The following is a 25358-nucleotide window of genomic DNA, read 5'->3' as shown; positions in this document are numbered from 1 at the left end:
GAGATTCTGGTCTCGCCCGGGATCCTGCGTCCGGGAACGCCCCCATAGCCCAATCGGCAGAGGCACCGGACTTAAAATCCGTCAAGTGTCGGTTCGAATCCGACTGGGGGCACCCTATTCCTTGGTGATGAACCCCTTGGACACCATCCAGTCGCGCGCGACGATGCTCGGATCCCGGCCATCGACATCGACCTGCTTGTTCAGATCGGTGATCACCTCGTTGGTGAGTGCCGCGGTGACCGGAGCGGTGACCGGCGCGATCTCGGGATGCTTCTCGAAGAAGCTCTCCTTCATCGTCACCGACGGGTTGTAGTGCGGGAAGAACTGCTTGTCGTCGGTGAGAACAACCAGGCCCAGACCGGCGATACGACCGTCCGTGGTGAACACCTCACCGAACTTGCACTGGCTGCCCGTCGACGTCGCCTGGTAGATGATGCCCACCTGCAGAATCGGCGTCTGAGCCTGAGCCGGGTCGAAACCGTAGGCTGCGGCCATGCCGGGGAAGCCGTCCTGACGGGCGCGGAACTCGGTGTCGACACACGTCGCCGCGGCGGCCGGATCGCGTTTGACGAGCTCGGCGTAGTCGGACAGCGTCGTCACACCGGTCTCGTCGATGACCTTCTTGCTGGCGGCCAGCGCGTAGGTGTCGTCCATCGGCCCGGGTTCGAGCCAGATCATGTCGTTGGCCGCGAGGTCCTCGTCCCGAACGGCCTCGAACTGCTCACGTGTATCGGCGATGGGCTTTTCGTGCCCGAGGTAGTTGATCCATGCATTACCGGTGAACTCGTACGCCACGTCGACCTGACCCGCCAACTGCGCGTCGCGCGTGCTGCGTGACCCCACGATGCCAGTCATGTCCCGCACGTCGGCGCCTGCTGCCACGAGGGTGAACTCGAGGATGTATCCCAGGATGACCTGCTCGGTGTACTCCTTCGATCCCACGGTGATCTTGACGCCCTTGAGGCCCTCGTTCTCCGTGATCGAACCCGGGCCCACCTTCAGCGGGACCGCGCCGCCCGACGACAGGCCGCAACCCCCCAGGACCACCGCGCAGACGAGCGAAAAAACGATCGACGGAAAGAGACGGCGAAACCCACGCGCCGAGCGAGGCGTTGTGGTCATCCGCGCACCCCTTTCGGTCCGAGGTAGTGCTCGGCCAAGGCGCCGAGCCAGTCCACGAGGAGCGCCAGACAGACCGCAAGGACACTGCCGAGGATCAGGGTGACGTTGTCGCGGAGTTTGTATCCGGTGTCGATCAGCACTCCGAGCCCACCGGCATTGACGAGGAAACAGAGTGTCGCGGTTCCGACGGCCAGCACCAGTGACGTCCGCAGCCCTGCGAGGATGTACGGCACCGCCAGCGGCAGTTCCACCCGGAAGAGGATCGACGACGGGGACATACCCTGCCCCTGACCCGCGTCGATGAGCGACTTGTTCACCTGGTCGATGCCGAGGATCGTGCTGCTGAACACCGGGAGCAACGAGTACACCGCGATCGGCAGTACCCCGATCCAGAAGCCCGTCTCACCTGTCCACAGGAAGAGCAGCACAAGCAGACCGACTGCCGGAGCCGCCTGCCCGATGTTCGCCACACCGATGAACGGCGGACGTAATAGCCGCGCCCGCCCGCGGGTGACCACGATCCCGAGCGGAACTCCCACCAGGACCACGATGAGCGTCACGGTGATGGTGATCAGCAGGTGCTGCCACACCAGTGTCGCCACGTTGCCTGCGCTGATGTTCACCTTCTGCGTGGCCGTCAGGTCACGGCTGAACGCCCAGAAGATGACGGCGGCCGCGACGATGACCACAAGGATGGGTTGGATGATCAGGCGGAGCTTGTCCGCCACGCTGATGGAGGGCGCCGGCGCCTCGACGGCAGTGGTCATCGCGCGGCGTCCGACGAGCCCGCGGCGCCTGGGGCATCCGAATCGGTGTGCGCGCCATCAGCCGGCGACTTGCGGAGGTTGGTGATGGTCGTGATGAGCGTTTCGAGGGTCACCACCCCCTGGTATCGATTGCCTGCTCCGGTGACCACCGCCGAGGCGTGATCCTCGGCGAGCATCGCCTCGAGTGCGTCCTGCAAGGTGGCCTGGACGCTGATCCACTCGTTGAGCGGTTCGGCGAACTCTTCGACGGTGCGGGCCTGCTGGAGACGGTTCTGTCGCACCCAGCTCACCGGCCGCTCGCGGCTGTCGAGAATGACAGCCCAATCATGTTCACTCGCTGCGAGTTCGGATCGCAGCGTGTCGACGGCTTCCCCGACGCGCGCGGTCGGCCGGGTCTCGAGGTCGATGTCCTTGACCCGGACAAGGCCAAGCTGCCGCAACGAAGCCCCGGTTCCCACAAAACCGGCGACCGTGTCGTCGGCGGGATTGGCCAAGATCGCCTGCGGGGTGTCGTACTGCAGGATCTTCGACTGCTGACCGAGCACCGCGATGCGGTCGCCCAGTTTGACCGCCTCGCTGAAGTCGTGGGTCACGAAGACGATCGTCTTACCCAATTCGCTTTGCAGACGCAGCAGTTCGTCCTGCAGCGAACTGCGGGTGATCGGGTCGACTGCGCCGAAGGGCTCGTCCATGAGGAGGACGGGCGGGTCTGCCGCGAGCGCCCGCGCGACGCCGACCCGCTGCTGCTGGCCGCCGGACAATTGCCGCGGGTACCGGCTCGCGTACTGGGCCGGATCGAGTCCGACCAGGTCGAGCAACTCGTCGACACGATCGGCGATGCGCTTCTTGTCCCACTTGAGCAGTCCTGGAACGAGCCCGATGTTCTGCCGGATCGTCATGTGCGGGAAGAGGCCGGCCTGCTGGATCGAGTAGCCGATCGAACGTCGTAACTCGGTGGGCTTGATCGACAACGCATCCTTGTCGCCGATCGTGATCTTCCCCGACGTGGGCTCACTGAGCCGGTTGATCATCCGCATCGTGGTGGTCTTGCCGCATCCCGACGGGCCCACGAACACCACGACGTCACCGGCCGGGATGTGCAGCGACACATCGTCCACCGCAGGTGTCTTGGATCCCGGGTAGGTCTTGGAGACATGGTCGAGCGTGATCTGCACGCCGGTCGGGTTCTCGGTACGCAGGGCCTTGGAAGCCGTGGCGGACTGTGGTGCGGCCGCTGGATGTTCTGTCACCGGATGCCTTTCGACGTTGTGAGTCGTCCGAGGAGTACGTAGAGAGCGTCGAGAACGAGGGCGAGTATGACGATCAGCAAGGTGCCGCTCAGCGCCATCGGAACCGCGGTCGGGCTACCGACTCGGGCGAGGCCTGCGAAGATCAGGTTCCCCAGCCCCGGTCCCTTCACATACGCCGCGATCGCCAGGACACCCATCGCCATCTGCGTGCTCAGCCGCATACCCGCGAGGATCGCCGGCCAGACCAACGGGAGTTCAACCCGTACGAGGGTGATCAGCCGACCCATACCAATGCCCCGTGCCGCATCGATGAGCGCAGGCTCGATGTTGTTCATGCCGACGATGGTGTTGCGGATGATGGGCAGCAGCGAATACAGCACCAGCGCGGTGATACTCGGGATGACACCCAGCCCGACCAGCGGGATGAGCAGGCCCAACAGCGCGAACGAGGGCACGGTCAACACGGCGCTGGAGATGGACGTGGCGAGGTTGGAAGCGATGTCGTTGCGGTAGGTGAGCAATCCGATCACCACGCCGATGACCGTCGCAATGACAACGCTCTGCATGACCGCACTGACGTGTTGATACGAGTCGAAGACCAACTGCGATTGGTGCGACGTGATGTAGTCCCACAACGCGTCCAAGCGATGCCCCGCTTCCCTCGGTCGTTCGGCCAACAAGCGACATCGCCGCCGTCTCGGCGTGGAGCCGCCGCGACGTGTTCGTCATTATGTTGTCCGACCACGACCGCGCCAAACATCGCTTCTCGGAAAAAGGGCTCACAGCGTCCCCTGCCGCTGCGGCAAACCTGCACGTGGCGGCCACCCGGTGCGGCGGAGCAAGCCTTCAAATCACGATGAGTGAAACACCTTCAGCACACCGGCTGCGTCGATCGGGCCGGAAACTGAAACGTGTTCCTTATTCTGGACTGCGGACGACGCGGTAGACGCCGCGGTCGACACGAACCGCAAGGACGGCGCCGTCATGATCATCGACGTACCCCCGGACAAAGACCCGATCACCTACGTATGGGGTGAGATGGTGCCCGGCATCGGAGTCGCAGCGTCCACCTTTGCGATGAAGGTGTACTCCGACAGCACCCTGGGACTCCGCGAGTTCGAAGCCGCCCGACTACGGATTGCGCAGATCAACGGATGTGCGTTCTGCCAGGACTGGCGCACCGAACGGGACGGGACGAAGGTCGAGGACTCGTTCGACCAGGCAGTGACCGAGTGGCGCACCACCGACGCGTTCGATACCCGTACGCAGCTGGCCGCGGAGTATGCCGAGCGATACGCCCTCGACCACCACGGACTCGACGACGACTTCTGGAAGAGGATGACCGCCGCCTACAGCCAGGCCGAGATAGTCGAGCTGAGCATGTGTCTCGGCTCATGGCTCGCCTTCGGTCGCCTCAACCGCGTGCTCGGCATCGACACGGTCTGTGTGTTGCCCAACCACTGACCGACCACTGCGATTCACCGCGCCCGATCTCGAATCGTCGGTGGCCCGATCCGCGGTCGACAGGTACCGTCGAACACATGAGCGAATCAAACATCCAGCAGAATCCCGAAAAGGACCCCTCCGACTGGGTCACCGGCGATGAGCCGGCCACCGGACCGCAACAGAGCTACCTCGAAACCCTGGCCCAGGAAGCCGGCGAAGAGGTCCCGGGCGACCTGAACAAGGCCCAGGCCTCGGAGATGATCGACAAGCTGCAGAGCGAGACCGGCCGCGGCCAATAGGCACGAATACCGTGTTCATCAGCCCCGCGCGGTGCTCCAGCGACGACGCGCGAACATTTTTCGCCCCTGCGCTATCGCTTTCGCCCAATCCGTGCAACACTATGTGCAGGGGCGTGTTCATGCGTTCTGCAGGAAAAAAGAGAGAAGTACTTTAATATGGCACAGGGAACTGTGAAATGGTTCAACGGCGAAAAAGGCTTCGGCTTCATCGCCCCCGACGGCGGCTCGGATGACGTCTTCGTTCATTACTCTGAGATCCAGGGCGGCGGCTTCCGCACCCTCGAAGAGAATCAGCGAGTCGAGTTCGAGATCGGCCAGGGCGCTAAAGGCCCGCAGGCCACCGGAGTAACCGCGATCTGAGATCGCCAGACTTCCAAAGAGTGGGTGACCAGCGAGAATTCGCCGGTCACCCACTTTTTTGTCTCCATTGCCGCTGAGCTCAGCCGAGCAGACCTCTCCGGCAAGGCGTTTCGCCGTCGGCACTCCCTCATGGATGTTTGACCGCGAGCGAACATGGGTACGTCACTTCTTCTTCAATGACGATTCTTTATGCGCGGCCTTCGAACCACTCTTTGCGGACTCGACTATCCAATAGGGTTCGTCATCACTTGCATTGAATTTCTGACCTGAAAAAGTAAAAGGTTTAATTCTCTTCTCGACGGCTTTCCCTTCAGTCTCGCCTTGCGGGGTATTCCATGACACTGAGTCGTTCTTACTGATGCTCATGTATCCGAGGGTAGCGATCGTCGGCCGGACGACAACGCCGTCCGGCCGACCGGTCAGGTTGTGAGCTGCATCTGGTGGGTTTGCACCAGCTTCTGCGACCCTCCCGGGCCGGTCTGTGCGTGGTCGACCCGCACAGATGCGGAGTCACCTTCGAGCCGCAGCGACATCACGCCGTTGTCGAACCAGGGCCCCGCCTCGGCCTGCCAGGTGATCGGATGGTCCTCCAGCCCGGCCCGGTGGGCGAGGAATCGCAGGAACCGGACCATCGGCTTCCGGATCGCGAGACGGTTCACCACGCGAATGGGCAGGTCAAGGGGATTCCGGAACGGCGACATCGTCAGTTGGTAGAGCACGGTCGAGTCGGTCGCGGTACGGGTCAGCTCGGCCTCGGCGACATAGGAACAGTGCACGTCGCCGGACAACCACAAGGCGCTGGCGGGCGGGTTGGGACGATCGACGATCTCCTCGACCAGGCCGACCATGTCTTCGAACGACTTGCCGAAGGCGGCCCAGTGCTCGAGGTCCAGAGCGAGCCGCAGCTTCTCCCCCACCTTGCCCCAGCGTTTACCCCACGCGCCCTGCGCGACGGCTTCATTCCATTGCTCGAGGTGGTGGAGCGCAGGCAACATCAGGTAGGGCAGTGACGTCCCGAAGACGATGTGGCGTGCATCGGTCCCAAGAGCCTGCTCGCGCAACCACTTCCACTCGGCCTCGTCGAGCATCGCACGGCGTTCGGGGGTCAAGTCACGTGAGCAGCGCGAATCGATCATGATGATCCGGGTGTTCCCGAGGTCGCGGACATAACTCCAACGCGCCGATGTCGGCTCGCTGTCGGCGCGGAGCGAGAAGTCGGACAGCAGCTTTTCACGTTCTTCGGCCGTGGCCGCCCCGCGCACGGCCAGGTACAGCTCGTCGTTCTGCAGCTCGTCCGGGGAGAGATTGCCGAGGTGCTGGTAGATCCAGTAGGACGAGAATGCCCCGACCACCCGTCGGTGCCACCACGGCTTCTGCTCGATGTCTTTTCGCCAATCGAGCGACGAGTTCCAGTCGTCGCGCAGATCGTGATCGTCCAGGATCATGCAGCTCGGGATGGTGGCCATCAACCCGGTGACCTGCTCGGCGCCCCACGACTCCCGATACAGCCAGGTGTACTCCTCGAAGTCGCAGATCTCTTCGAGCACTTCCTCGCCCAGTTCTGGATCCTTTTGGGTCTCGCGACGTTCGCGCAGGCGCTCTTTGATCTCGGGGGACGGGTCGTCGGCGTACACCTGGTCCCCGAGCAGCAGAAGCAACTGCGGCCACTGCTCGGCGTCTTGGTCCTTCACCCGTGCGGCCAGACCGGCGAGCCCGTCGGCCCCGATCGCCTTGAGCCGGTCCTCGTCGTATGTGTCGCCGCGCCGGCACGAGCCGAACGCAACCGTCAGGGCATCGTCCTCGGCCGCGGTCCGCAATGTGCCGCCGGCGGCCACCGTGGGCGCGGCCTCGACCATCGGATCCGCAGATGATCGCAACGTCACGGAATAGTCGACAACAGTGCCGGAGGGCAGATCGACCAACTGCACGATGGCGAAGTGGTGCTCGTGGACGGACCACGTGTTCTCGGCACCGCTCTGACCGGTCGAAGTCCGAACCTCCACGGTGCACTCGCGATCGGTCTCCACCCAGATGGTGGCCCGCGTGTTGTCCACGTAGCGAAGGATGGGTCCGAGAACGAGGGTCGGTATTTCATTGCTCACATACACACGGTTCCACCGATTGGTCCGATGTGCACCATTTCTGAGGTCACGCGCTCACACCGGGTGCCCATGAAGACGTTTCGCGGGGTAGATGTGGAGTGCGCCCATCAGAACATGACGGAAGGAACACCGTGAACGAATCTGCACTCCTGACCGACGCGTTCAACCGGATCAAGGAGATTGTCCACGAGACCCTCCAGGATCTGCCGGAGTCAGCCCTCACCTATCGGCCCGATCCGGAGGCGAACTCGATCGCCTGGTTGATCTGGCACCTGACCCGGGTGCAGGACGACCACGTCGCCGAAGTTGCCGGGACCGAACAGGTGTGGACCGGCGACGGGTGGGAGGCGCGGTTCGCACTGCCCTTTGACACCGGCGCCATCGGTTACGGACAGACATCAGACGAGGTCGGGCAGGTCGCCGCGAGCTCACAAGACCTTCTGGGATATCACGATGCAGTGCATGCGAGCACGCTGTCGTATCTGCAGACCATCGGCTCCGACGATCTCGACCGGATCGTGGACGATCACTGGGATCCGCCGGTCACGCTCGCGGTGCGTCTCATCAGCGTCATCTCAGATGACCTGCAGCACGCCGGGCAGGCCGCGTATATCGCCGGACTGTTCGACCGGGCTTCGACCACTTCCTGACGTTATTTGGTTGTGTACAACTGAATTGTGGTCTACCATTTCGGCATGTCCGCACTTCGGCTAGATCAGCAACTCTGCTTCGCGCTGTATTCGGCGTCGCGGGCAACAACGGCCGCCTATCGGCCGATTCTCGACGAACTCGGTCTGACCTATCCGCAATACCTGGTTCTCCTGGTTCTGTGGGAGGACGAACCCATCACGGTCCGACGGCTCGGTGAACGGCTTCAGCTGGATTCGGGAACCCTGTCCCCGTTGCTCAAACGCCTCGAGTCCGCCGGCCTCCTGGTGCGTCAACGGACACCCGCCGATGAGCGATCGGTCGAGATCACGTTGACCGACAAGGGCCGCGACCTCGAACGCCGCGCAGAGTGCATACCTGAAAATCTCTTCGCGGCAACCGATCTGACAGAGCTCGAACTGACGAACTTGCGTGACGCGGCACAGTTGCTGACCGCCGCGTTACGACAGGCCGGCGCCGCTCGAGCCGGCAATGAGAAGAACCGACAACGAAAGGCATTGTGATGAAAGCTATTTACACCGCAGAGGCACTCGCCACCGGAGAAGGTCGCGACGGCCGCGCCCGCACCTCGGACGGCAAAGTGGACCTCGAACTCTCGATCCCCAAGGAAATGGGTGGCAACGGCGTCGGCACCAACCCCGAGCAGCTCTTCGCAGCCGGATACGCCGCATGCTTCCACTCCGCCCTGCGGTTGGTGGCCGGCCAGGAGAAGGCGGATGTGTCCGACTCGGCCGTGGGCGCACGGGTCTCCATCGGCAGCCTCGACAACGGCGGCTTCGGGCTCGCCGTCGAACTAGAGGTGACCCTGCCGAACGTCGACCACGACACCGCACAGAAACTGACCGAGAAGGCTCACGAAGTGTGCCCCTACTCCAACGCCACCCGCGGAAACATCGACGTGAAGCTGGTTGTCACCGACGACTGAAGTGTGTCCGTTGCTCAATCGATAACCCCCGAACGGCCGTGCCCGCGTATTACAATTCACGCGGCGCGGCCGTCTTGGTGTTCATTCATCGGTTCTGCGTCCATCGACCGGGCTGCAGGAAGGCGACCGATGATCGAGATTCATGGCCTGTCCAACGAAACCGTTGTGCTCGACGGCGAATGGTTCGAGAAACTCCGCGGAGGCACGTCCAAGACCAGGCTTCCCGCGGCGTCGTTCGTCTCCGCAGAGGTGAAAGAAATCGATCGCCGCAAGAAGCTGTTCGGCGGAGACCGAGAACAGCTCATTCAGGTCACGTTGACGTTCGACCGCCCTCCCTTTGTAGGGTTGATGACACCGGTGACCAATCGCGAGAAGGTCGACGCACTACTCGCCGGTCTCGCCGCCGCCCGTGACAGCACCCAGCGGCCGACGCAATGACCTCGTCCCACGTTCCCCGGCCCGCCGTGGTCGACAGGGCGAATCACCCATACCTGTCGGGAGTGTTTGCCCCGCAGCGCAAAGAAGTCGACGTCACCGGTCTCCCCATCACCGGTGAGCTCCCACCGGACCTGGTGGGGAGCTATCTCCGCAACGGGCCCAACCCTCGTTTCGATCCGATCGGGAGTTACACCTACCCGCTTGACGGCGACGCGATGGTTCATCAGGTCGACTTCGACGGCACCACGGCGGGATACCGGAACCGCTTTGTCCGAACCCCGGCGGTCATCGCCGAGGAGAAGGCCGGCCGCGCCCTCTGGTCTGGGCTGTTCGACCCCTATTCCCCCACCGCCGACGAGCTCGGTCCGGACATGGCGAACACAGGACGCGACCTCCCGGACATCAACGTCGTCAAACACGGGGGACGGTTGCTGGCCATGGCCGAGACCGCGCCGCCGTACGCACTTGACCCTGCCGATCTCAGCACCATTGGCCGCGAGACATGTGATGGCGCAATGCTCGTCGGGAGCACGGCGCATCCGAAGATCGATCCGTCCAACGGCGAGATGGTTCTCTTCAACTACGCGTTCGAAGCCCCCTACCTCACCTGGTCGGTGGTGTCCGCAGACGGCACATGTACCCGTCCGCCCACGGCCATCGACGGCGTGAACGCACCGATGATGATTCACGACATGGCGCTGACCGAGAAGTACGCCGTCATCTTCGTCTGTCCGCTGAAGTTCGACATCTTCGGGGCATTCGCCACCGGAGGGTCGCCACTGGAATGGCAGCCCGAACTCGGCACCCGGATAGCGCTTGTCCCCCGGGACGGTTCAGCGGTGAGATGGATTGAAGCAGAGGCATTCTGGGTGTGGCATTTCGCGAACGCCTACGACACCCCCACCGGAGAGGTGGTCATCGACTACGTCTGGTGGAATCAGCCGGAAGCCCTTCACATCACGGATGATCCATCCGTCGGCAACATCACGCGCACGGTGCTCGATCCGGCGAAGGGGCGGTGCTCGCACACCATCTTGAGCGATTCCGATGTCGAGTTCCCCAGGGTCGACGACCGTTTGTTGACCCGACCACACGGTGCCATTGCCACCGCCGGACAGCTGCCCGGTGCGGCCGACGGCATCAACACCGTGTTCTTCGACAACCTGACGTCGGGTGGCCAGACGTTCTGGGACTCCGGATCGGTCAGCGTCGGTGAACCGATATTCATGTCCGGCGACAGCAACAACTACTGGGGGACCATCGGTACCGACATCGAAACGATGACGTCTGCCTTCTACATCTTCCCCGAAGACAGTCCGGAGACCGGGCCGCTCTGCACCATCGACCTTCCCATCCGAGTGCCCGCGGGCCTGCACGGATGCTGGGTTCCGGGCCCGCCGAGATGAGGCACGCAGGGGTACCGGCTACTTCAGTTGCCACTTCACTGTGACGGTGAAGCTGACTGTCTGCTGTCCGGGTTCCAGCGGCACTGCAGTGTCGACCATCGCCGACCGCATCTGATCGGACGCCGAAACCTCTTGGCCACTTGTGGTTTCGTCGATGGTCAACACCTTGCCCAGCTCGTCTCCGGACAGCCCTGCGTACTGTTGAGCGCGTTCTCGCGCGTCGTTGAACGCCTGCTCTCTGGCGTTGGTCACGAGCTCTGAATCGTCGTCGATCACAAACGACACGTTGCTGATCCTGGTGGCATCACCCCCGGCATTGACCGCGGCCGTCAGCACATCGGAAGCTCTTGCCAGATCATGGATCTCGACTCGAAGTGAGTTGGTGGCCCGGTAGCCCGTGATCGCACTGGAGCCGCCTGGAGAGGGGGTCGAGTAGTCCGGGGTGAGGGTGACCTGCTGGGTCTGCACGTCCTCCCGCGGTACACCGGCGTTGACCACCGCGTCGGTCAGTGCCTGAATGCTGGCGTTGGCCGCGTTGATGGCACCGGACACATCGTCGCCGGTTGCCTCCACCCCGAGATCGGCACGCAGGGTATCCGGAGCGCCTTTCACCTCGCCGTTGCCGACAACCGTCACCGACCTCTGGTTCCCGGGGTCGGACGGTTCGTCGCTGCCGCAACCCACAGCGACCGCGAGCACCAGAGCGGAGCTGGTCATGGCACAGGCAACTCGCGCTATTGAACGGCCTGATCGCATACGCCGGCGGGAAGTTGGTCGAGACGAGTGGACAGCCATGCGCTGACAGTATCGAGGATCGCCGTCGACGAGGCGGAACGAACAAAAGGTGAGCCGATCGACCTACCCGCTCCGCTCCGTTTCTGTTTCCGTCTTTTCTAACGGTCGAGCTTCGCTCCGCTCCGTCTCCGGTCGAGCTCCGCTCCGCTCCGTCTCCGTCTCCGGTCGAGCTCCGCTCCGCTCCGTCTCCGCGGGGCGCCAACTCCCCATCCCCAAGAAGATCATCACAATCTGCTTCTCGGTCCGCTCGATGAGGTCGGCCTCTTCTTGGGTGTTGCGGCGATCGAGTTCGACCAATTCGGCAACCGCGTGCAGCATCACTGTCACGATCAGGTCGCCGGCGAGCTCGAGATCGTCGGCGGGCCAGTCGGACAGCTCCGGGATGCGCGAGAGATCGATGGCGAGCTCGCGCGAGAACAACTTGAGCTCGGTGTCGATGGCGCGGCGGACCTCGCTGATACCGCCGTATTGTTCGCGGACCAGAAATCGGAACTGTGCTTCGTTTGCGTGCGCCTGGCGGACCAGCACCGCCAGCGACTCCTTCGCCGTCGGCACCGCTGCACGCGCTGCGAGGTCACGACGTCCTTGACGCAACATCCTGCGCAAGGTCCGCATGGCGTCTTCGACGAGCGTGACACCGACCTCTTCCATCGACGCGAAGTGGCGATAGAACGCTGTCGGAACGATGCCCGCGCGTTTTGTGACCTCGCGCAGGCTGATCGACGAGAAGCTGCGTTCGCCCACCAACTCCAGTGTCTGATCGAGAAGCGCCTGTCGAGTGCGGCTCTTTTGTTCGGCACGCGTCCGTGTCGCGTCGGCAATGCGATCGGTGGAGGCCGAGTCACGACGTGCAGCACTTCGGCTACTCGAACTGTGGTGTTTCGAACTCCGCGACACGCAGGTCAGTGTACGTCCGTGCACCGGCCGATTCGGTTACCGCGTCCGGCCCACGCTGCGAAAGACCTTCACAAGGTGATGGCGGTTACACCGAGAACCCTTGACTTCACAGACCCCTGTGATGCGACACTGTTTGTGTACAGTTGTTCACTGAACGGAAGGAAGTGCGGATGCCGAAGTCACTCTCCGGAATTCTCGGCTCGGTGCTCGAAGTAGCCCTGACGCCCCACCCTGTGGACCGCTATCTCGAACTGTTCGACCCTCGTATCACCTGGAGTGATCTTCGGGCCGAAGTACTACGGGTCGATCGCCACTCGCCGCGATCGGTAACCCTCACCCTCAGGCCGACCCGGCAGTGGACGGGCTTTGAAGCGGGGCAGTTCGTGCAGCTCAGCACCGTGATCAACGGTGTTCGGCACAGCCGTTGCTACTCGCCCGCCAATAGCGCAAAACGCCAGGATGTCATCGAACTGACCCTGACTGCCCACGACGACGGCTTCGTCTCCAAGCACCTGCGCGACCACGCGCAGGTGGGCCAGGTCCTCGGGCTCCAGCCGGCGACGGGGACGTTCACGATGCCCTCGGATCGTCCTGATTCGATGCTGTTCATCAGCGGCGGGAGCGGCATTACACCCGTGCTCTCAATGTTGAGAACACTCGTTGACGAAAAGCACCAGGGCGACGTCACATTCATCCACTATGCGCGTAGTCCGCAGGACCATCCGTACGCCGACGCGCTGGCCTCCATCGCCACTGCCCGCCCCGACTGGACGATCACCACCCACTTCACCCGACCCGGTGACGAGCAGTCGGTCGAAGGTTCGGCGCGCACGTACTTCTGCGCCGAGCACCTCGCCGATGTCGACCTCGCATCTACGGAAGTGTTCCTCTGTGGACCTCCGGCTCTGCACGAGTCCGTCACCGATCACCTCGGTGCCGGTGGCGCCGAGGATCGGCTGCACACCGAGCAGTTCGTGCTGGTGACCCCGGCAGCCGACGACGGCGCCCCTGCGCACGGTCGTCTGCAATTCGCCGGAAGTGGCAAGGAAACCGACAACGACGGCTCGTCGATTCTCGAACAGGCGGAGAACACCGGTCTGTCGCCCGAGTTCGGCTGCCGGATGGGGATCTGCTTCTCCTGCAGTGCGGTCAAGAAGTCCGGGCTGACGAAGAACATCCTCACCGGTGAGACCGACAGCGAAACCGACAAGCACATCCAGCTCTGCATCAGCGCGCCGGTCGGCGACTGCGTCATCGACATCTGACGCCCGCCTCCCCCGCCCACCCACCACCTTCAGGAGTTCTCATGACAAGTACTCAACTGGTTCTCACGGACGATCAGGTCGACGAGCTCGGTCGCGAGCTCGACGCTCTCAAAGCACGAGTCGTCGCCGATCTCGGCGAAGCCGACCGCGAATACATCTACTCGATCATCAAAGCTCAGCGCACCCTCGAGGTCGCCGGCCGCGCACTCATGTACTTCCCGTTCATCCCGCCGGCCTGGCTTGCCGGAGTGGGCGCACTCAGCGTGTCGAAGATCCTCGACAACATGGAAATCGGCCACAACGTGATGCACGGCCAGTACGACTGGATGCGCGAGCAGAGCCTGAACTCGCGCGAGTTCGAGTGGGACACGGTCTGTCCCGCCGACCAGTGGCGCCACAGCCACAACTACATGCACCACACGTTCACCAACATCGTCGGCCAGGACCGGGACATCGGCTACGGCATCTTGCGCATGGACCGCGACCAGAACTGGAACCCCTACTACCTGGGCAACCTGATCTGGGCCAGCGCCCTGATGGTGCTGTTCGAGTGGGGCGTGATGCTGCACGACCTCGAGGTGGAGAACATCGTCCAGGGCAAGCGCAAGTGGACGGACATCAAGGGTCTGGCCAAGGGGATGTGGCGCAAAGCCCGCCGCCAGGTCCTCAAGGACTACGTGGTCTACCCGGCGCTCACCGGACCGTTCTTCGTCACCACGTTGATCGGCAACGTCAGCGCCAACCTCATCCGCAACCTGTGGACCTTCTCGATCATCTTCTGCGGTCACTTCCCCTCGGGCGTACAGACTTTCACCCAGGAAGAGACCGAGAACGAGACCCGCGGCCAGTGGTACCTGCGGCAGATGCTCGGGTCGGCCAACATCACCGGCACACCCTTGTTCCACATCATGAGCGGTAATCTCTCGCACCAGATCGAGCACCACCTGTTCCCGGACATCCCGGCCAACCGGTACCCGCAGATCGCAGGCGAGGTCAAGGAGCTGTGCGAACGATACGGATTGCCTTACAACACCGGCAGTTTCAGCCACCAGATCGGCTCGACATGGCGCAAGATCGCGCGTCTGTCCCTCCCCAATTTCCTGGTGGCAGATGACGCGCAGTTCAGTGTTAAGGTCGAGTCCAAAGTCGCCGCTTAGCACCCGTCACCAGGGGCTGGGCCGCTGTCAGCGCAGACACGGAAGGGTCCCATGGTCTCGCGATTCGAGCGAAACAAAGACACAGCCCAGGAGATGATCGAGTCGACCGCCCACCGGGTGGGACGGATCGCCTCGATCATCACCGGGGCGGTCATCGATGTCACACGGGAGATCGGCGACCTGATCTCCGACGGTATCGAGATGCGGGAAGCGGCGAAGAAAGCTCGGGATGACAAACCCGACGTATAAACGCCGCAATCTCGCGATGGCGATATTGACCTTCGCGATGTTCATGGATCTGATGGACGTCACGATCGTCAATGTCGCCATTCCGTCCATCCGGGCAGACCTCAACGCAAGCCCCGCCCAGATCGAGTGGCTGGTCGGTGGGTATGTCCTGGCCTTCGCGGGTGTCTTGATCACGGCCGGCCGGCTCGGCGATCGTTACGGCCGCCAACGAATTTTCCTCATCGGGATCATCGGATTCACCCTCGCATCTGTCCTGGCGTCCACCGCCCAGACCGGCAGCATCCTGGTTGCCTCGCGTGTACTGCAGGGATTCTTCGCCGGACTGATGGTTCCGCAGGTGCTCGCCAGCGTGCAGGCGTTGTACCGCCCCAAAGAGCGGGCACCGATCTTCGCCATCCTGGGAACCATCACCGCCATGGCGGCGGTGATCGGGCCGGTCCTCGGCGGCTGGCTGGTCACCAACAACCCCCTTGGCGGCGAGTGGCGCTCCATCTTCTTCATCAACCTGCCGATCGGCATCGTCATCGCGATCGCCGGGTTCTTCCTGGTCCCCAACACCAAATCCGAGGAAGTCCGCGACCTCGACATCGTCGGTGTGGTGCTGGCGGTGGGCGGCGTGCTACTGCTCGTCTACCCGCTCGTCGAGGGTCGCCAGCTCGGTTGGCCCGCCTGGTCATTCGTTCTGATGGCGTTGTCGCCCGTGGTGCTGACCGCATTCGTCTTCCAGCAGAAGCGGCGGACGGTCACCGACGCGCTGATTCCCCTCCGCCTGTTCGGCAACCGCGGGTTCGTGGGCGGATCGGCCATCCAGTTCCTCTTCCAGGGGTCGATCACCTCGTTCTTCCTGATCCTTGCCCTCTACGTCCAGGTCGGTCTCGGATTCGAGGCCATCGCCGCCGGCGCGATGACACTGCCCTTCAGCATCGGGGCGGTGTTGGCCGCCGGTGTCGCAGCCGCGCTGACCACCCGTCTCGGCCGGAACCTTCCGCTGATCGGGGGGCTGATGATGAGCTCGGGAACCGCCTGGACCATCGTCACGATACGGTCCGCCGACGAGAGCTTCTCGAGCTGGGACACGGTCATCCCGATGGGTCTGGCCGGACTGGGCCTGACCATCATGCTGGTTCCTCTGCTCGACATCGCGCTGTCGACTGTCGACGTGGAGGACTCGGGAGCCGCGTCCGGCACCCTCAACACGTTCGCGCAGATCGGCGGCGCAGTCGGCGTCGCCGTCACCGGCGTGCTGTTCTTCGGGGAGGCGGGACGCTACTCACAGCCAGAGTTGTTGCACGCGTTGTCGATTGCTGCCTGGGTTCCCATCTGCGGCTACGCATTGTGTGCCGCAGCGAGCTTCCTGCTGCCCGGGTTGGGTGCGGTGCGCAAGCATGCCGAAGAGCAGGAGCGTATCGCCGAGCTCGAGGAAGCCCGACTCGCCGCCGAAGCCCGATGATGGTGGGTTCGGGCGGGCGTTCGACCAGGTCACGCTCGCCAGAACCCACCACTTCCGGGTTTCGGGCAGGCTGAGTTCAATGGTGGGCGATCGGGTGACCGGTCCGTAGCCTGTTCTCTGTGCTGACTTTTCCCAACCCGGTCAACGACTACGCTGCCCGATCCACCGCTGGGCTGGTCGTGGTCCTGGCCGTCATCGCCGTCGCGGTGAACAACCCCGTCGTCTACGCGCTGTTGGCGATCGGGTTCGCCCTACGTGTCGCGTCCGGCCCGACTCTGTCGCCGTTCGGTCAGTTGTCCGTGCGGGTGATCGTGCCGTATCTGATCAAGAGGACGAAGCTGGTGCCCGGGCCACCCAAACGATTCGCCCAGACCATCGGGCTTGTCGTCAGCGGCGCGGCACTGATCCTCTCGCTCCTCGGACTCGGGCTTGCCGCACAGATCGTCACCGGCATTCTCATCGTCGCAGCTCTGCTCGAATCAGCGCTCGGATTCTGCCTCGGATGCACCATTTTCGGCTTCCTGCAACGCCATGGCGTCATCCCCGAGAGTGTCTGCGAGGCGTGCAACAACATCTCGCTCCGGCACCCCGCCGGTGAACAGGTCAGCTCTTAGCGAGGAGCGACAACGCGATTCCGTCGAGGATGTCGTGCTCGGAGACGACCATCTCCCGGATCGGGCTCTGTTCGGCGATCACCCGGGCCAGTTCCAACGTCACCAGTGACCCGCCACCGATGACGTCCACCCGCCCCTCGTGCATCGGCCCCAGAGCGGCCCGCTCGGCGCGCGGCATCCCGACCAGATCCCAGCAGACACGGGCGAGGTCGTCGAAGCGCACTCGGGACAGATGGATGATCTCCGGGTCGTACTCGGACAAACCCGAAGCCAGTGCGGCAAGGGTGGTCATGGTGCCCGCGACGCCGACAAACGTGCGCGCATCGGCCACCGACACGTGCGTGAACGCCTCTGCCAGAAGATCTCTGATGACCTTCTGCGCCTCGTCGATCTCGGATTTCGTGGGCGGGTCGCTGTGCAGGCACCGTTCGGTCAACCGCACGCAACCGACGTTTGCCGAGTACGCGGCGTGCACTCCCTGCTCGTCGCCGACGACCACCTCGGTGGAACCGCCACCGAGGTCGACAACAACAAACGGACCCTGCGACGGATCGAGATCGCCCACAGCCCCCGCGAACGACAATCGGGCTTCCTCGTCGCCCGTGATCACCTCTGCCACACCGCCCGGAACCACCTCGCCGAGCAGTTCCCGGGTCATCGCGAAGAAGTCATCCCGGTTCGCCGCGTCGCGCGTGGCCGAGGTGGCGACCATCCGCACCGCGCTCACGCCATGCGCCTTCATCACATCCACGTACTCGGCCAGAGCCTGCCGCGTGCGCTCGATGGCTTCGGCGGCGAATGCGCCCGTCGCGTCGACTCCTTGGCCCAGCCGGACAACACGCATCTCGCGGTAGAGGTCCACGAGACCGCTGTCGCCGCCGCGCGCCACCAGCAGGCGGATGGAATTGGTGCCGCAGTCGACCGCGGCGACAACCTGGGTCATTTCGGGATGTCCCCTGCCGGCGTCCGCGGCCAATCCTCCGGTACCGCGGTGCCTCGCAGGCCGGCGTCTGCGGCAAGGGAGACCGCCTCGTCGCCGAGAGGGTTCACCCCCGGACCCTTCGCGAGCGAGTGCGCGATGAGGACATGCAGACATTTGACGCGCTGCGGCATCCCGCCGCCGGTGAAGTCTGTGCCGAGCGGTTCGATGGCATCACGCTCGGCGAGATAGGACTCGTGCGCTCGCCGGTAGTGCTCGGCCAACGCCGGGTCGTCGGCGAGACGCGTGGTCATGTCACGCATCACCCCGGCCGACTCCTGGCGGCTGGCCTCGGCTGTGAGCCGCGGGTCGGTGAGGTAGTACAACGTGGGGAACGGCGTGCCGTCGGGCAGTCGCGGAGCCGTCTTCACCACGGCGGGCCGGCCGTCGGGCGTGCGGTAGCTGATCTCCAGCACCCCGCGCGGCACCCGGCCGAGCTGCTCGGCAACGGCGTCCAGATCTTCTTGCGAGACAGCCGAACCCGTTTCTGCCCCCTGTTCGGACTCCGCCATCACTTCTCGGGAACCGAGATCGAGTTGTACAGGGTCGTGTACCAAGGGTTGGCCGCCACCCTCTCGGCTTCACGTTCTTCTTCTGTCTTCTCGGGAGGAACCGGGTACTGCATCAGCAGCGGCTTCTCCCCCGGCATCACGAACTGCAAACGCTCGCGCGCCTGCGCTTCGATGTAGGCCGGATCGTTCTGCTCGGCCACCTTTTCCTCGTACTCCTGCACCTGCACCTGCAGCTGAGCGTTGCCGGCGCGGAGTTCGTCGAACTCGGTCTGCTGCGAGAAATACGTCCGCATGGGCACCGCCAAGGTCAGCGCCAGAAGACTCAGAACCGCCGCGAGTACCACCGCCCGCTTCGGGTTGATGTTCTCCCACCGCGAGGAGAGTGCCGACGCGGTACGAGGGAACGCCGTCGACGATGCCGCGGATTGCCGATTCGCGCTCCGGGAACGGGCGGGCCCAGGACTGGGCGCACCTCGTGACCCGGAGCGCGATGGTCCGTGCTTCACGTCGGCCGAGGTCCGCCTCCGGTTCCCGCGGGGCGCATCGGAGCCGCCTCGCCTCCGGTTTCGTCTCTCGGCCATCATCATCGATCCATCAACCCGTTCGGTACCGATCAGCCTTCGAAGGAGAACCGCGGGAAGGCGAGGTCACCGGCGTACCGGGCCGCGTCGCCGAGGCCTTCTTCGATGCGGAGCAGCTGGTTGTATTTCGCGACGCGCTCGCTGCGGGCGGGAGCACCGGTCTTGATCTGGCCACAGCTGCACGCCACTGCCAGATCGGCGATGGTGGTGTCCTCGGTCTCCCCGGAACGGTGGCTCATCATCGACTTGTAGCCGTTGTTGTGTGCCAGCGCGACAGCGTCGAGGGTCTCGGTCAGGGTGCCGATCTGGTTCACCTTCACCAGCAGTGCGTTGGCCGCACCGCGGTTGATGCCGTCTTCGAGGCGCTCGGGGTTGGTGACGAAGAGGTCGTCGCCGACCAACTGGATCTTGTCGCCGATCGATTCGGTGAGGGCAACCCAGCCGTCCCAGTCATCCTCGGACAGGGGGTCCTCGATGGAGACCATCGGGAACTCGGTGATCAGTGCCGCATAGAAGTCGGCCATCTCGGCAGCAGTGTGGGTCTTGCCCTCGAAGGCGTAACCCGTTCCCTCGGTGTGGAACTCGGTGGCCGCTACGTCCAGGGCCAGAGCCACATCGGTGCCGAGCTTGAGGCCGGTCTTGCCGATGGCCTCACTGATGAGCTCCAGAGCTGCGCGGGTACCGGCCACGTCGGGGGCGAAGCCGCCCTCGTCGCCCAGCCCGGTGGCAAGGCCCTTGGCCTTGAGCACGGACTTGAGGGAGTGGTACACCTCGGCGCCCCAGCGCAGTGACTCCTTGAACGTCGCTGCACCGATAGGAGCGACCATGAATTCTTGGACATCGACGCCCGTGTCGGCGTGTGCGCCGCCGTTGAGGATGTTCATCATCGGTACGGGGAGGATGTGTGCGTTCGGTCCGCCGAGGTAGCGGAACAGCGGCAGGCCGGCCGACTCGGCGGCGCCCTTGGCCACGGCAAGCGACACTCCGAGCAACGCGTTGGCGCCCAGTCGCGACTTGTCCGGTGTGCCGTCCAGGTCCAGCAGCGCCTGGTCGACGAGACGCTGATCGTCTGCCTCGATGCCGATCACAGCGGGAGCGATCTCCCCGAGGACGGCCTCGACCGCCTTGGTGACACCCTTGCCGCCGTAGCGATCGCCGCCGTCGCGCAGCTCGACTGCCTCGTGCTCACCGGTCGATGCGCCGGAAGGCACCGCAGCGCGAGTGAAGGTGCCGTCGTCCAGTACCACCTCCACCTCGACTGTGGGATTGCCCCGCGAGTCGAGAATCTCGCGCGCTCCGACCTGATCGATGCTGGCCACGGCATATCTCCTTCGAGTTGGGATGTCACTCCACGTTCAGCGCACGCACCATCGCGGGTGCGGCGAGTATCGCTACAAAGACTAGTGCCCAACCCCTCGCGATACCGACTTGACTCACCGACCGGGAAGGTGGGAAATCGAGACGGCGGGGAATCAGTAGGCGACGTTGACCGAGTAGGCGTTCGCGTGGTCTCGCACATCCAGTACGTACTGCATCGAGTTGTTGTAGACCTTGACCGCGTTCTCCCAACCCTCGGGAGTGGTCATGTCACCGCCGGACACACACAGGTAGCGCGCCGCAGACAGCGCTGCGTCGTCGATGTTGTCCATGTCGGCACGCCCATCACCGTTGGCGTCGACCCCGAAGCGTTCCCACGTGGTGGGGATGAACTGGAAAGGTCCCATCGCACGGTCGAGCTGGTCGTCACCGTCGAGCACGCCGCCGTCGGTGTCGTTGATCGTCGCGTTGCCCTGCGTCCCGTCGAGCGGAACACCACGGATCTCCGGGGACACGTCCCCGTTCGCGGCGATGTCGGCTCCGCGGTAGCGCCCGTGTTTGCTCTCGACCCCTGCGATCCCGGCGAGAGTGGTCCAGGTGATGCCGCACTCGGGGTGTTGCTGGCGCTGGATCTCCGCGGCATTGCCGTACGCCTCCAGTGCCACCAACGGGATCCGGGTCTGTTCAGAGATGGGAGTCGCCCAGTCGCGCAGCAGTTCTGCCGTGCGTCCGGGGGTGTTGATGTCGATGTAGGGAACGGGCGCACCCGGATTGGGCGGTATGCCCTCCGGGATGGCGACCTTCGAGTTCGACGGCAGATCGAGGCAGCCCGCGGTCAGGAACATCGCCGAGGCGATGGCCGTGACAGCCACAGTCCGTCCGGCGGTCGACCGCACACCGGTTTGGGGTCGTCGCCGTCGCGAAGGCACCACCGTGATCCTCACTTCCGTTCTCGTCAACCGCTCACCGGTCACTCACCCACTGTGCCCGACACATCTCCGGCGACATGGCAACGAATCGCCGGTGCCCCGGTCAACCGACCCGACCACTATGCCCGATATGTCCGTATTCGCAGGTGGCGGACGTGTGCTTCCAGCCAACCAACTGTCGGGAGCCGCTCGGAGTTCCTGCAATCTGGCTGTACGATCGCCGAATTAGGCAACGCGACCCTAATCTGACGCACGAGGAGCCCACACCGTGAACCTGGCTGACACCGGCTCGGCACCATCGGTGGGGACACAACTGTTCGGCAGTGGGCTGATCGGTCTGCGTGAGGGCCTCGAAGCCGGGATCGTCGTGATGATCCTCGTCGCGTTCCTCGTGAGGTCCGACCGCCGCGACGCCCTGAAATGGGTGTGGCTCGGGGTGGGCGCCGCGGTCGCCATGGTGCTGATCATCTTCGCGGCCATCCACTACGGCACCTCCACCCTTACCGGACTCACCGCTGAAGCGATCGCAGGAGTGACGTCACTGGCCGCAGTGGTCATCGTGACGTTCATGGTGCTGTGGATGAAGAAGGCCGCGGCGTCGATCTCCGGTGAACTCAGGCAGTCGATGACCCGGGCCCTCGAAGTAGGGGCCGGCGCCGTTGTCCTGCTGTCGTTCCTGGCCGTCGGTCGCGAGGGCGTCGAGACCGCCCTCCTGATGGTCGGGTACGCGGAGAACACATCGGGAAGCAACTGGCCACTGATCGGTCTGATCATCGGCGTTCTCGGGGCGGTGGCGCTGACCGTCCTCCTGTATCAGGGCACCGTCCGGATCAACTTCCAGAAGTTCTTCACCTATACCGGCGCGTTCCTGGTGTTCGTGGCCGCCGGGATGCTCGCCTACGCGATCCGTGCACTGCAGACCGTCAACTGGATCCCGGGTTTGTCGAACATCGCCTTCGACATCACCGACCACTACGACCAGACGTCCTGGTACGGCACAGTTCTGGCCGGCATCTTCAACTTCCGGCCCGATCCCACCGTGCTCCAGGTGGTCGGCTGGGCGGCCTACCTCGTCATCGTCATGACCGCGTTCCTGTGGCCGACAAGACGCAAGAATGCCGCGACTCCCCCCGCACCGACCCCCACCTCGGCCACCGTCTGATCGACGCCCGGCCCCTCGCGCCACCCAAGAAAGGCAGCACCCCCTTGAAGAATCCCACCCGAGCCACGAAAGTCGTCGCACTCATGTGCGCGGCGGTCGCCGGCCCCGTGTTCCTCGCGGCATGCACCGACAAGTCGGAGCCGTCCGAAGGTGACATCGCGGTGACCTCCACCGATGAGAGCTGCGACCTCGCGGCCACCGACGCCCAGACCGGCGACGTGTCGTTCAACGTGACGAACAACGGCAACAAGATCACCGAGTTCTACGTGTACGGCAACAACAATCGGGTGCTCGGCGAGGTCGAGAACATCGGTCCCGGTCTGACCGGCAAGCTGACGGTCGAGATCGTCGAACCCGGCACGTACGAGACGGCATGCAAACCGGGCATGGTGGGCACCGGAATCCGCAAGCAACTCGAGGTCACCGGGGAGGCGAAAGAGAAGGCCAAGGCCCCGGCCGACGTCGAACAGGCCAAGGCCAGCTACCTCGACTACGTACGTGGGCAGGTCAACGGATTCGCCGCGCAGACCGCCACCTTCGTCGAGGCCGTGAAGTCCGGTGATCTGGAGGCCGCGAAGTCGCAGTTCGGCCTCACCCGCACGTTCTATGAGCGGATCGAACCGGTTGCCGAATCGTTCCCCGACCTCGACCCCGCAATCGACATGCGGTGGGATGACACCGAAGACGGCGCCCAGCCGTTCACCGGTTTCCACCGTCTCGAGCGTTTCCTGTGGCCGCCGCAGCAGTCCGATGTGGGCGAGAACCCCGGTGATGTGACCCAGGCCGACTTCGACAACGCCCAGAAGACAGACAACAAGACCGAGGCAGACAAGGCCGCGGACGAACTGCTGGCCAACGTGAACGAGCTCAAGACCGAGGTCGACAAGCCCGACTTCACCTTCGAGACAGGCTCTTTCGTCAAGGGTCCGCAGGCGCTCATCGATGAGGTCGCGGCCACGAAGGTCGGTGGCGAGGAAGATCGTTACAGCCATACCGACCTGTGGGATTTCGCAGCCAACGTCGATGGTTCCGAGACGCTCATCGCTGCGATGCAGCCCATCATCGCCGCCAAGAATCCCGAACTGATGAACAAGATCACGGCACAGTTCGCCACCGTCCGGCAGTCCGTGGAGCAGTACCGCGAAGGTGACGGATACAAGTCGTACGACCAGGTGCCCGAAGAAGCACGCAAGGCGTTCTCCGACCAGATCGATGCGCTGTCGCAGAGCCTGAGCCTGGTTCCGGGGCTCGTGATGGGTCAGTAGTGGACGAACCCGACGACAAGCGGGCCGCCGACAAGCCGGCCGACGCCCCGTCCGAGCAGCCCCGACACCATTCCGGCGTGACCCGCCGGGTGGTGCTGGGTGCTGCCGGCGTGGGTGCGGTCGCAGCTGCGGCCGTCGGCGGCGCTGCGGTGGGACGGTCCACCGCAGCCGAGTCGCAGGCCGACGCCAACGCCCACATCGTCCCGTTCTACGGCGAGCGGCAGGCGGGCATCATCACCGAGGCCCAGGACCGCCTGCACTTCGCCTCGTTCGACGTGATCACCGACTCCCGAGAAGAGCTGGTGGACATGCTGCGACGCTGGACCGCCGCGGCCGAGCGGATGACCCGCGGTCTCGACACCGTCGAAGGCGGTGCCCTCGACATGGGCGACTACACGCCCCCAGCCGACACCGGCGAGGCCATCGGCCTGTCCGCCGCATCGCTGACGCTCACCATCGGCTTCGGGCCAGGGCTGTTCGGGCCGAGCGCATCCAATCCCGCCGGGGTGGACCGGTTCGGCATCGCCGACCGCAAACCCGCTGCGCTGGTTGACCTCCCACCGTTTGTCGCAGATGCCATCGAGCGCACCCGCAGCTTCGGTGACATCGCCGTGCAGGCCTGCTCGAACGATCCACAGGTCGCGGTGCACGCAATCCGGAACCTGGCACGGATGGGGTTCGGCGTGGTGAGTGTGCGATGGTCGCAACTCGGTTTCGGCCGCACGTCGTCGACCACCACATCCCAGGCGACGCCGCGGAACATGTTCGGCTTCAAGGATGGAACAGCCAACATCAAGGCCACCGACACCAAGGCCCTCGACGAGCACGTCTGGGTGGCCGAGAGCGACAACCCCGCCGGCGCACAGTGGATGACCGGAGGGTCGTACCTGGTGGCCCGGCGCATCCGGATGGACATCGAGCCGTGGGACCGGGCGATGCTCCTGGAGCAGGAACAGATCGTCGGCCGCTTCAAGGGCAACGGTGCCCCTCTGGGCAAAGTAGACGAGTTCGACGATCCGGATTTTGCGATCGGCGACGGCAGCGGCCCGCTCATCGCCCGCAATGCCCATGTGCGCCTGGCACATCCGAACAACTTGAACGGCGTGCGAATCCTGCGCCGCGGCTACAACTTCACCGACGGTTCAGACGGCTTCGGACACCTCGACGCCGGCCTGTTCTTCATCGCCTACTGCCGCGACGCGCACAAGCAGTTCGTCCCCATGCAGCGTGCGCTCTCCACCAAGGACGCGATGATGGAGTATCTGATGCACACCGGCAGCGCACTGTTCGCCTGCCCACCCGGCATCGGCGAGGGCGAATATTGGGGTCAGCACCTCTTCGAATAGCCCGACCACTCCGATGATGTGCGGTTTTGGCGGACGTCACCTGCAGAAATGCTCGC

General features: G+C 64.1%; 28 protein-coding genes, 1 tRNA gene and 1 pseudogene. 17 read left to right on the top strand and 13 right to left on the bottom strand.

Features of this window, described 5'->3' with window-relative positions; genetic code table 11:
• Positions 1–38: 38 nt before the first annotated feature.
• Positions 39–112, top strand: a tRNA-Leu gene (locus CSW57_RS05925).
• 2 nt (positions 113–114) lie between these two features.
• Here CSW57_RS05925 and CSW57_RS05920 read toward each other — a convergent pair.
• Genes CSW57_RS05920 through CSW57_RS05905 form a run of 4 tightly spaced genes read right to left on the bottom strand, consistent with a single transcriptional unit; the run spans position 115 to position 3783 of the window.
• Positions 115–1122: a glycine betaine ABC transporter substrate-binding protein gene (locus tag CSW57_RS05920; protein WP_099381813.1), complete on the bottom strand. Its 1008-nt coding sequence runs from the start codon at positions 1120–1122 to the stop codon at positions 115–117.
• On the bottom strand, positions 1119–1889 hold the full coding sequence (locus tag CSW57_RS05915; RefSeq protein ID WP_099381812.1) for an ABC transporter permease: 771 nt from the start codon (positions 1887–1889) through the stop codon (positions 1119–1121). The genes CSW57_RS05920 and CSW57_RS05915 overlap by 4 nt, the downstream gene beginning before the upstream one ends.
• A complete protein-coding gene (locus CSW57_RS05910) occupies positions 1886–3088 on the bottom strand; it encodes an ABC transporter ATP-binding protein (RefSeq protein ID WP_317615572.1) in 1203 nt (400 codons plus the stop codon). Before CSW57_RS05910 ends, CSW57_RS05915 begins: the two co-directional genes overlap by 4 nt.
• A 47-nt stretch (positions 3089–3135) precedes the next feature.
• On the bottom strand, positions 3136–3783 hold the full coding sequence (locus CSW57_RS05905; RefSeq protein ID WP_023962993.1) for an ABC transporter permease: 648 nt from the start codon (positions 3781–3783) through the stop codon (positions 3136–3138).
• Positions 3784–4123: 340 nt separating this feature from the next.
• Here CSW57_RS05905 and CSW57_RS05900 point away from each other — a divergent pair, with 340 nt between their 5' ends.
• From CSW57_RS05900 to CSW57_RS05890, 3 genes are all read left to right on the top strand, one after another.
• Positions 4124–4603, top strand: a complete 480-nt coding sequence (locus tag CSW57_RS05900) for a carboxymuconolactone decarboxylase family protein (RefSeq protein WP_099381811.1) — start codon at positions 4124–4126, stop codon at positions 4601–4603.
• A gap of 77 nt (positions 4604–4680) precedes the next feature.
• Positions 4681–4884, top strand: a complete 204-nt coding sequence (locus CSW57_RS05895) for a DUF3072 domain-containing protein (protein WP_099381810.1) — start codon at positions 4681–4683, stop codon at positions 4882–4884.
• A 156-nt stretch (positions 4885–5040) separates the two neighbouring features.
• Positions 5041–5244 (top strand): cold-shock protein, encoded by a 204-nt coding sequence (locus CSW57_RS05890; RefSeq protein WP_020108824.1) that lies wholly within the window; start codon positions 5041–5043, stop codon positions 5242–5244.
• Between the two features lie 162 nt (positions 5245–5406).
• Here CSW57_RS05890 and CSW57_RS05885 read toward each other — a convergent pair whose 3' ends face one another.
• Together CSW57_RS05885 and CSW57_RS05880 are read right to left on the bottom strand one after the other, a co-directional pair.
• Positions 5407–5610, bottom strand: a complete 204-nt coding sequence (locus CSW57_RS05885; protein ID WP_099381809.1) for a DUF2945 domain-containing protein — start codon at positions 5608–5610, stop codon at positions 5407–5409.
• Between the two features lie 53 nt (positions 5611–5663).
• Positions 5664–7346: a DUF7800 domain-containing protein gene (locus tag CSW57_RS05880; RefSeq protein WP_099382099.1), complete on the bottom strand. Its 1683-nt coding sequence runs from the start codon at positions 7344–7346 to the stop codon at positions 5664–5666.
• Positions 7347–7477: 131 nt separating this feature from the next.
• Here CSW57_RS05880 and CSW57_RS05875 point away from each other — a divergent pair, with 131 nt between their 5' ends.
• From CSW57_RS05875 to CSW57_RS05855, 5 genes are all read left to right on the top strand, one after another.
• A complete protein-coding gene (locus CSW57_RS05875; protein WP_099381808.1) occupies positions 7478–7996 on the top strand; it encodes a mycothiol transferase in 519 nt (172 codons plus the stop codon).
• A 45-nt stretch (positions 7997–8041) separates the two neighbouring features.
• Entirely contained in the window at positions 8042–8518 is a 477-nt protein-coding gene (locus tag CSW57_RS05870) for a MarR family winged helix-turn-helix transcriptional regulator (RefSeq protein WP_099382098.1), read from the top strand.
• Positions 8518–8940: an organic hydroperoxide resistance protein gene (locus CSW57_RS05865; RefSeq protein WP_099381807.1), complete on the top strand. Its 423-nt coding sequence runs from the start codon at positions 8518–8520 to the stop codon at positions 8938–8940. Before CSW57_RS05870 ends, CSW57_RS05865 begins: the two co-directional genes overlap by 1 nt.
• Positions 8941–9069: 129 nt before the next feature.
• Positions 9070–9378 (top strand): hypothetical protein, encoded by a 309-nt coding sequence (locus tag CSW57_RS05860; protein WP_099381806.1) that lies wholly within the window; start codon positions 9070–9072, stop codon positions 9376–9378.
• The gene (locus CSW57_RS05855; protein WP_099381805.1) at positions 9375–10784 is read left to right on the top strand and encodes a carotenoid oxygenase family protein; all 1410 of its coding nucleotides are present in this window, start codon (positions 9375–9377) and stop codon (positions 10782–10784) included. The genes CSW57_RS05860 and CSW57_RS05855 overlap by 4 nt, the downstream gene beginning before the upstream one ends.
• Positions 10785–10802: 18 nt before the next feature.
• On the opposite strand, the gene CSW57_RS05850 is transcribed toward CSW57_RS05855, so the two are convergent.
• Complete coding sequence (locus tag CSW57_RS05850) at positions 10803–11501, bottom strand: SIMPL domain-containing protein (RefSeq protein ID WP_223249057.1); 699 nt, start codon at positions 11499–11501, stop codon at positions 10803–10805.
• A gap of 264 nt (positions 11502–11765) precedes the next feature.
• Positions 11766–12500 (bottom strand): annotated as a pseudogene (locus CSW57_RS05845) (TetR family transcriptional regulator); the annotation flags it as partial.
• 146 nt (positions 12501–12646) lie between these two features.
• On the opposite strand from CSW57_RS05845, the gene CSW57_RS05840 reads away from it, so the two are divergent.
• The 5 genes from CSW57_RS05840 to CSW57_RS05820 all read left to right on the top strand — a co-directional run bounded on the left by CSW57_RS05840 (position 12647) and on the right by CSW57_RS05820 (position 17211).
• Entirely contained in the window at positions 12647–13741 is a 1095-nt protein-coding gene (locus tag CSW57_RS05840; protein WP_099381802.1) for a ferredoxin reductase, read from the top strand.
• A gap of 41 nt (positions 13742–13782) precedes the next feature.
• Positions 13783–14898: a fatty acid desaturase family protein gene (locus tag CSW57_RS05835; RefSeq protein ID WP_099381801.1), complete on the top strand. Its 1116-nt coding sequence runs from the start codon at positions 13783–13785 to the stop codon at positions 14896–14898.
• Between the two features lie 51 nt (positions 14899–14949).
• Entirely contained in the window at positions 14950–15147 is a 198-nt protein-coding gene (locus CSW57_RS05830) for a hypothetical protein (protein WP_023962967.1), read from the top strand.
• A complete protein-coding gene (locus tag CSW57_RS05825) occupies positions 15128–16597 on the top strand; it encodes an MFS transporter (protein WP_099381800.1) in 1470 nt (489 codons plus the stop codon). The genes CSW57_RS05830 and CSW57_RS05825 overlap by 20 nt, the downstream gene beginning before the upstream one ends.
• A gap of 119 nt (positions 16598–16716) precedes the next feature.
• A complete protein-coding gene (locus CSW57_RS05820) occupies positions 16717–17211 on the top strand; it encodes a DUF4395 domain-containing protein (RefSeq protein ID WP_099381799.1) in 495 nt (164 codons plus the stop codon).
• Here CSW57_RS05820 and CSW57_RS05815 read toward each other — a convergent pair.
• The 5 genes from CSW57_RS05815 to CSW57_RS05795 form a co-directional block, all read right to left on the bottom strand.
• Positions 17201–18154 carry a Ppx/GppA phosphatase family protein gene (locus CSW57_RS05815; RefSeq protein WP_099381798.1) on the bottom strand — a complete coding sequence of 318 codons (954 nt, stop codon included), beginning with the start codon at positions 18152–18154 and terminating at the stop codon, positions 17201–17203. The two genes, CSW57_RS05820 and CSW57_RS05815, sit on opposite strands and share 11 nt — an antisense overlap.
• A complete protein-coding gene (locus CSW57_RS05810) occupies positions 18151–18702 on the bottom strand; it encodes a DUF501 domain-containing protein (protein WP_099381797.1) in 552 nt (183 codons plus the stop codon). The genes CSW57_RS05815 and CSW57_RS05810 overlap by 4 nt, the downstream gene beginning before the upstream one ends.
• Positions 18702–19208, bottom strand: a complete 507-nt coding sequence (locus CSW57_RS05805) for an FtsB family cell division protein (RefSeq protein ID WP_223249056.1) — start codon at positions 19206–19208, stop codon at positions 18702–18704. The genes CSW57_RS05810 and CSW57_RS05805 overlap by 1 nt, the downstream gene beginning before the upstream one ends.
• Before the next feature lie 107 nt (positions 19209–19315).
• The gene (eno, locus tag CSW57_RS05800) at positions 19316–20602 is read right to left on the bottom strand and encodes a phosphopyruvate hydratase (RefSeq protein WP_030170791.1); all 1287 of its coding nucleotides are present in this window, start codon (positions 20600–20602) and stop codon (positions 19316–19318) included.
• Positions 20603–20755: 153 nt separating this feature from the next.
• Entirely contained in the window at positions 20756–21445 is a 690-nt protein-coding gene (locus tag CSW57_RS05795; RefSeq protein WP_099382096.1) for a lytic transglycosylase domain-containing protein, read from the bottom strand.
• 352 nt (positions 21446–21797) lie between these two features.
• Here CSW57_RS05795 and efeU point away from each other — a divergent pair, with 352 nt between their 5' ends.
• The 3 genes from efeU to efeB all read left to right on the top strand — a co-directional run bounded on the left by efeU (position 21798) and on the right by efeB (position 25302).
• On the top strand, positions 21798–22691 hold the full coding sequence (gene efeU, locus CSW57_RS05790) for an iron uptake transporter permease EfeU (protein ID WP_099381796.1): 894 nt from the start codon (positions 21798–21800) through the stop codon (positions 22689–22691).
• A gap of 83 nt (positions 22692–22774) precedes the next feature.
• Positions 22775–23956 carry an iron uptake system protein EfeO gene (efeO, locus tag CSW57_RS05785; RefSeq protein ID WP_099382095.1) on the top strand — a complete coding sequence of 394 codons (1182 nt, stop codon included), beginning with the start codon at positions 22775–22777 and terminating at the stop codon, positions 23954–23956.
• A complete protein-coding gene (gene efeB, locus CSW57_RS05780; RefSeq protein ID WP_099381795.1) occupies positions 23956–25302 on the top strand; it encodes an iron uptake transporter deferrochelatase/peroxidase subunit in 1347 nt (448 codons plus the stop codon). The genes efeO and efeB overlap by 1 nt, the downstream gene beginning before the upstream one ends.
• Positions 25303–25358 lie beyond the last annotated feature (56 nt).

Origin of the sequence: Williamsia muralis (assembly GCF_002735905.1) — a bacterium.
GTDB classification, from domain to species: Bacteria; Actinomycetota; Actinomycetes; order Mycobacteriales; family Mycobacteriaceae; genus Williamsia; species Williamsia muralis_A.
The sequence above is the reverse complement of the archived record's forward strand: the minus strand, read 5'-3'. Positions and strand labels throughout refer to the sequence as shown.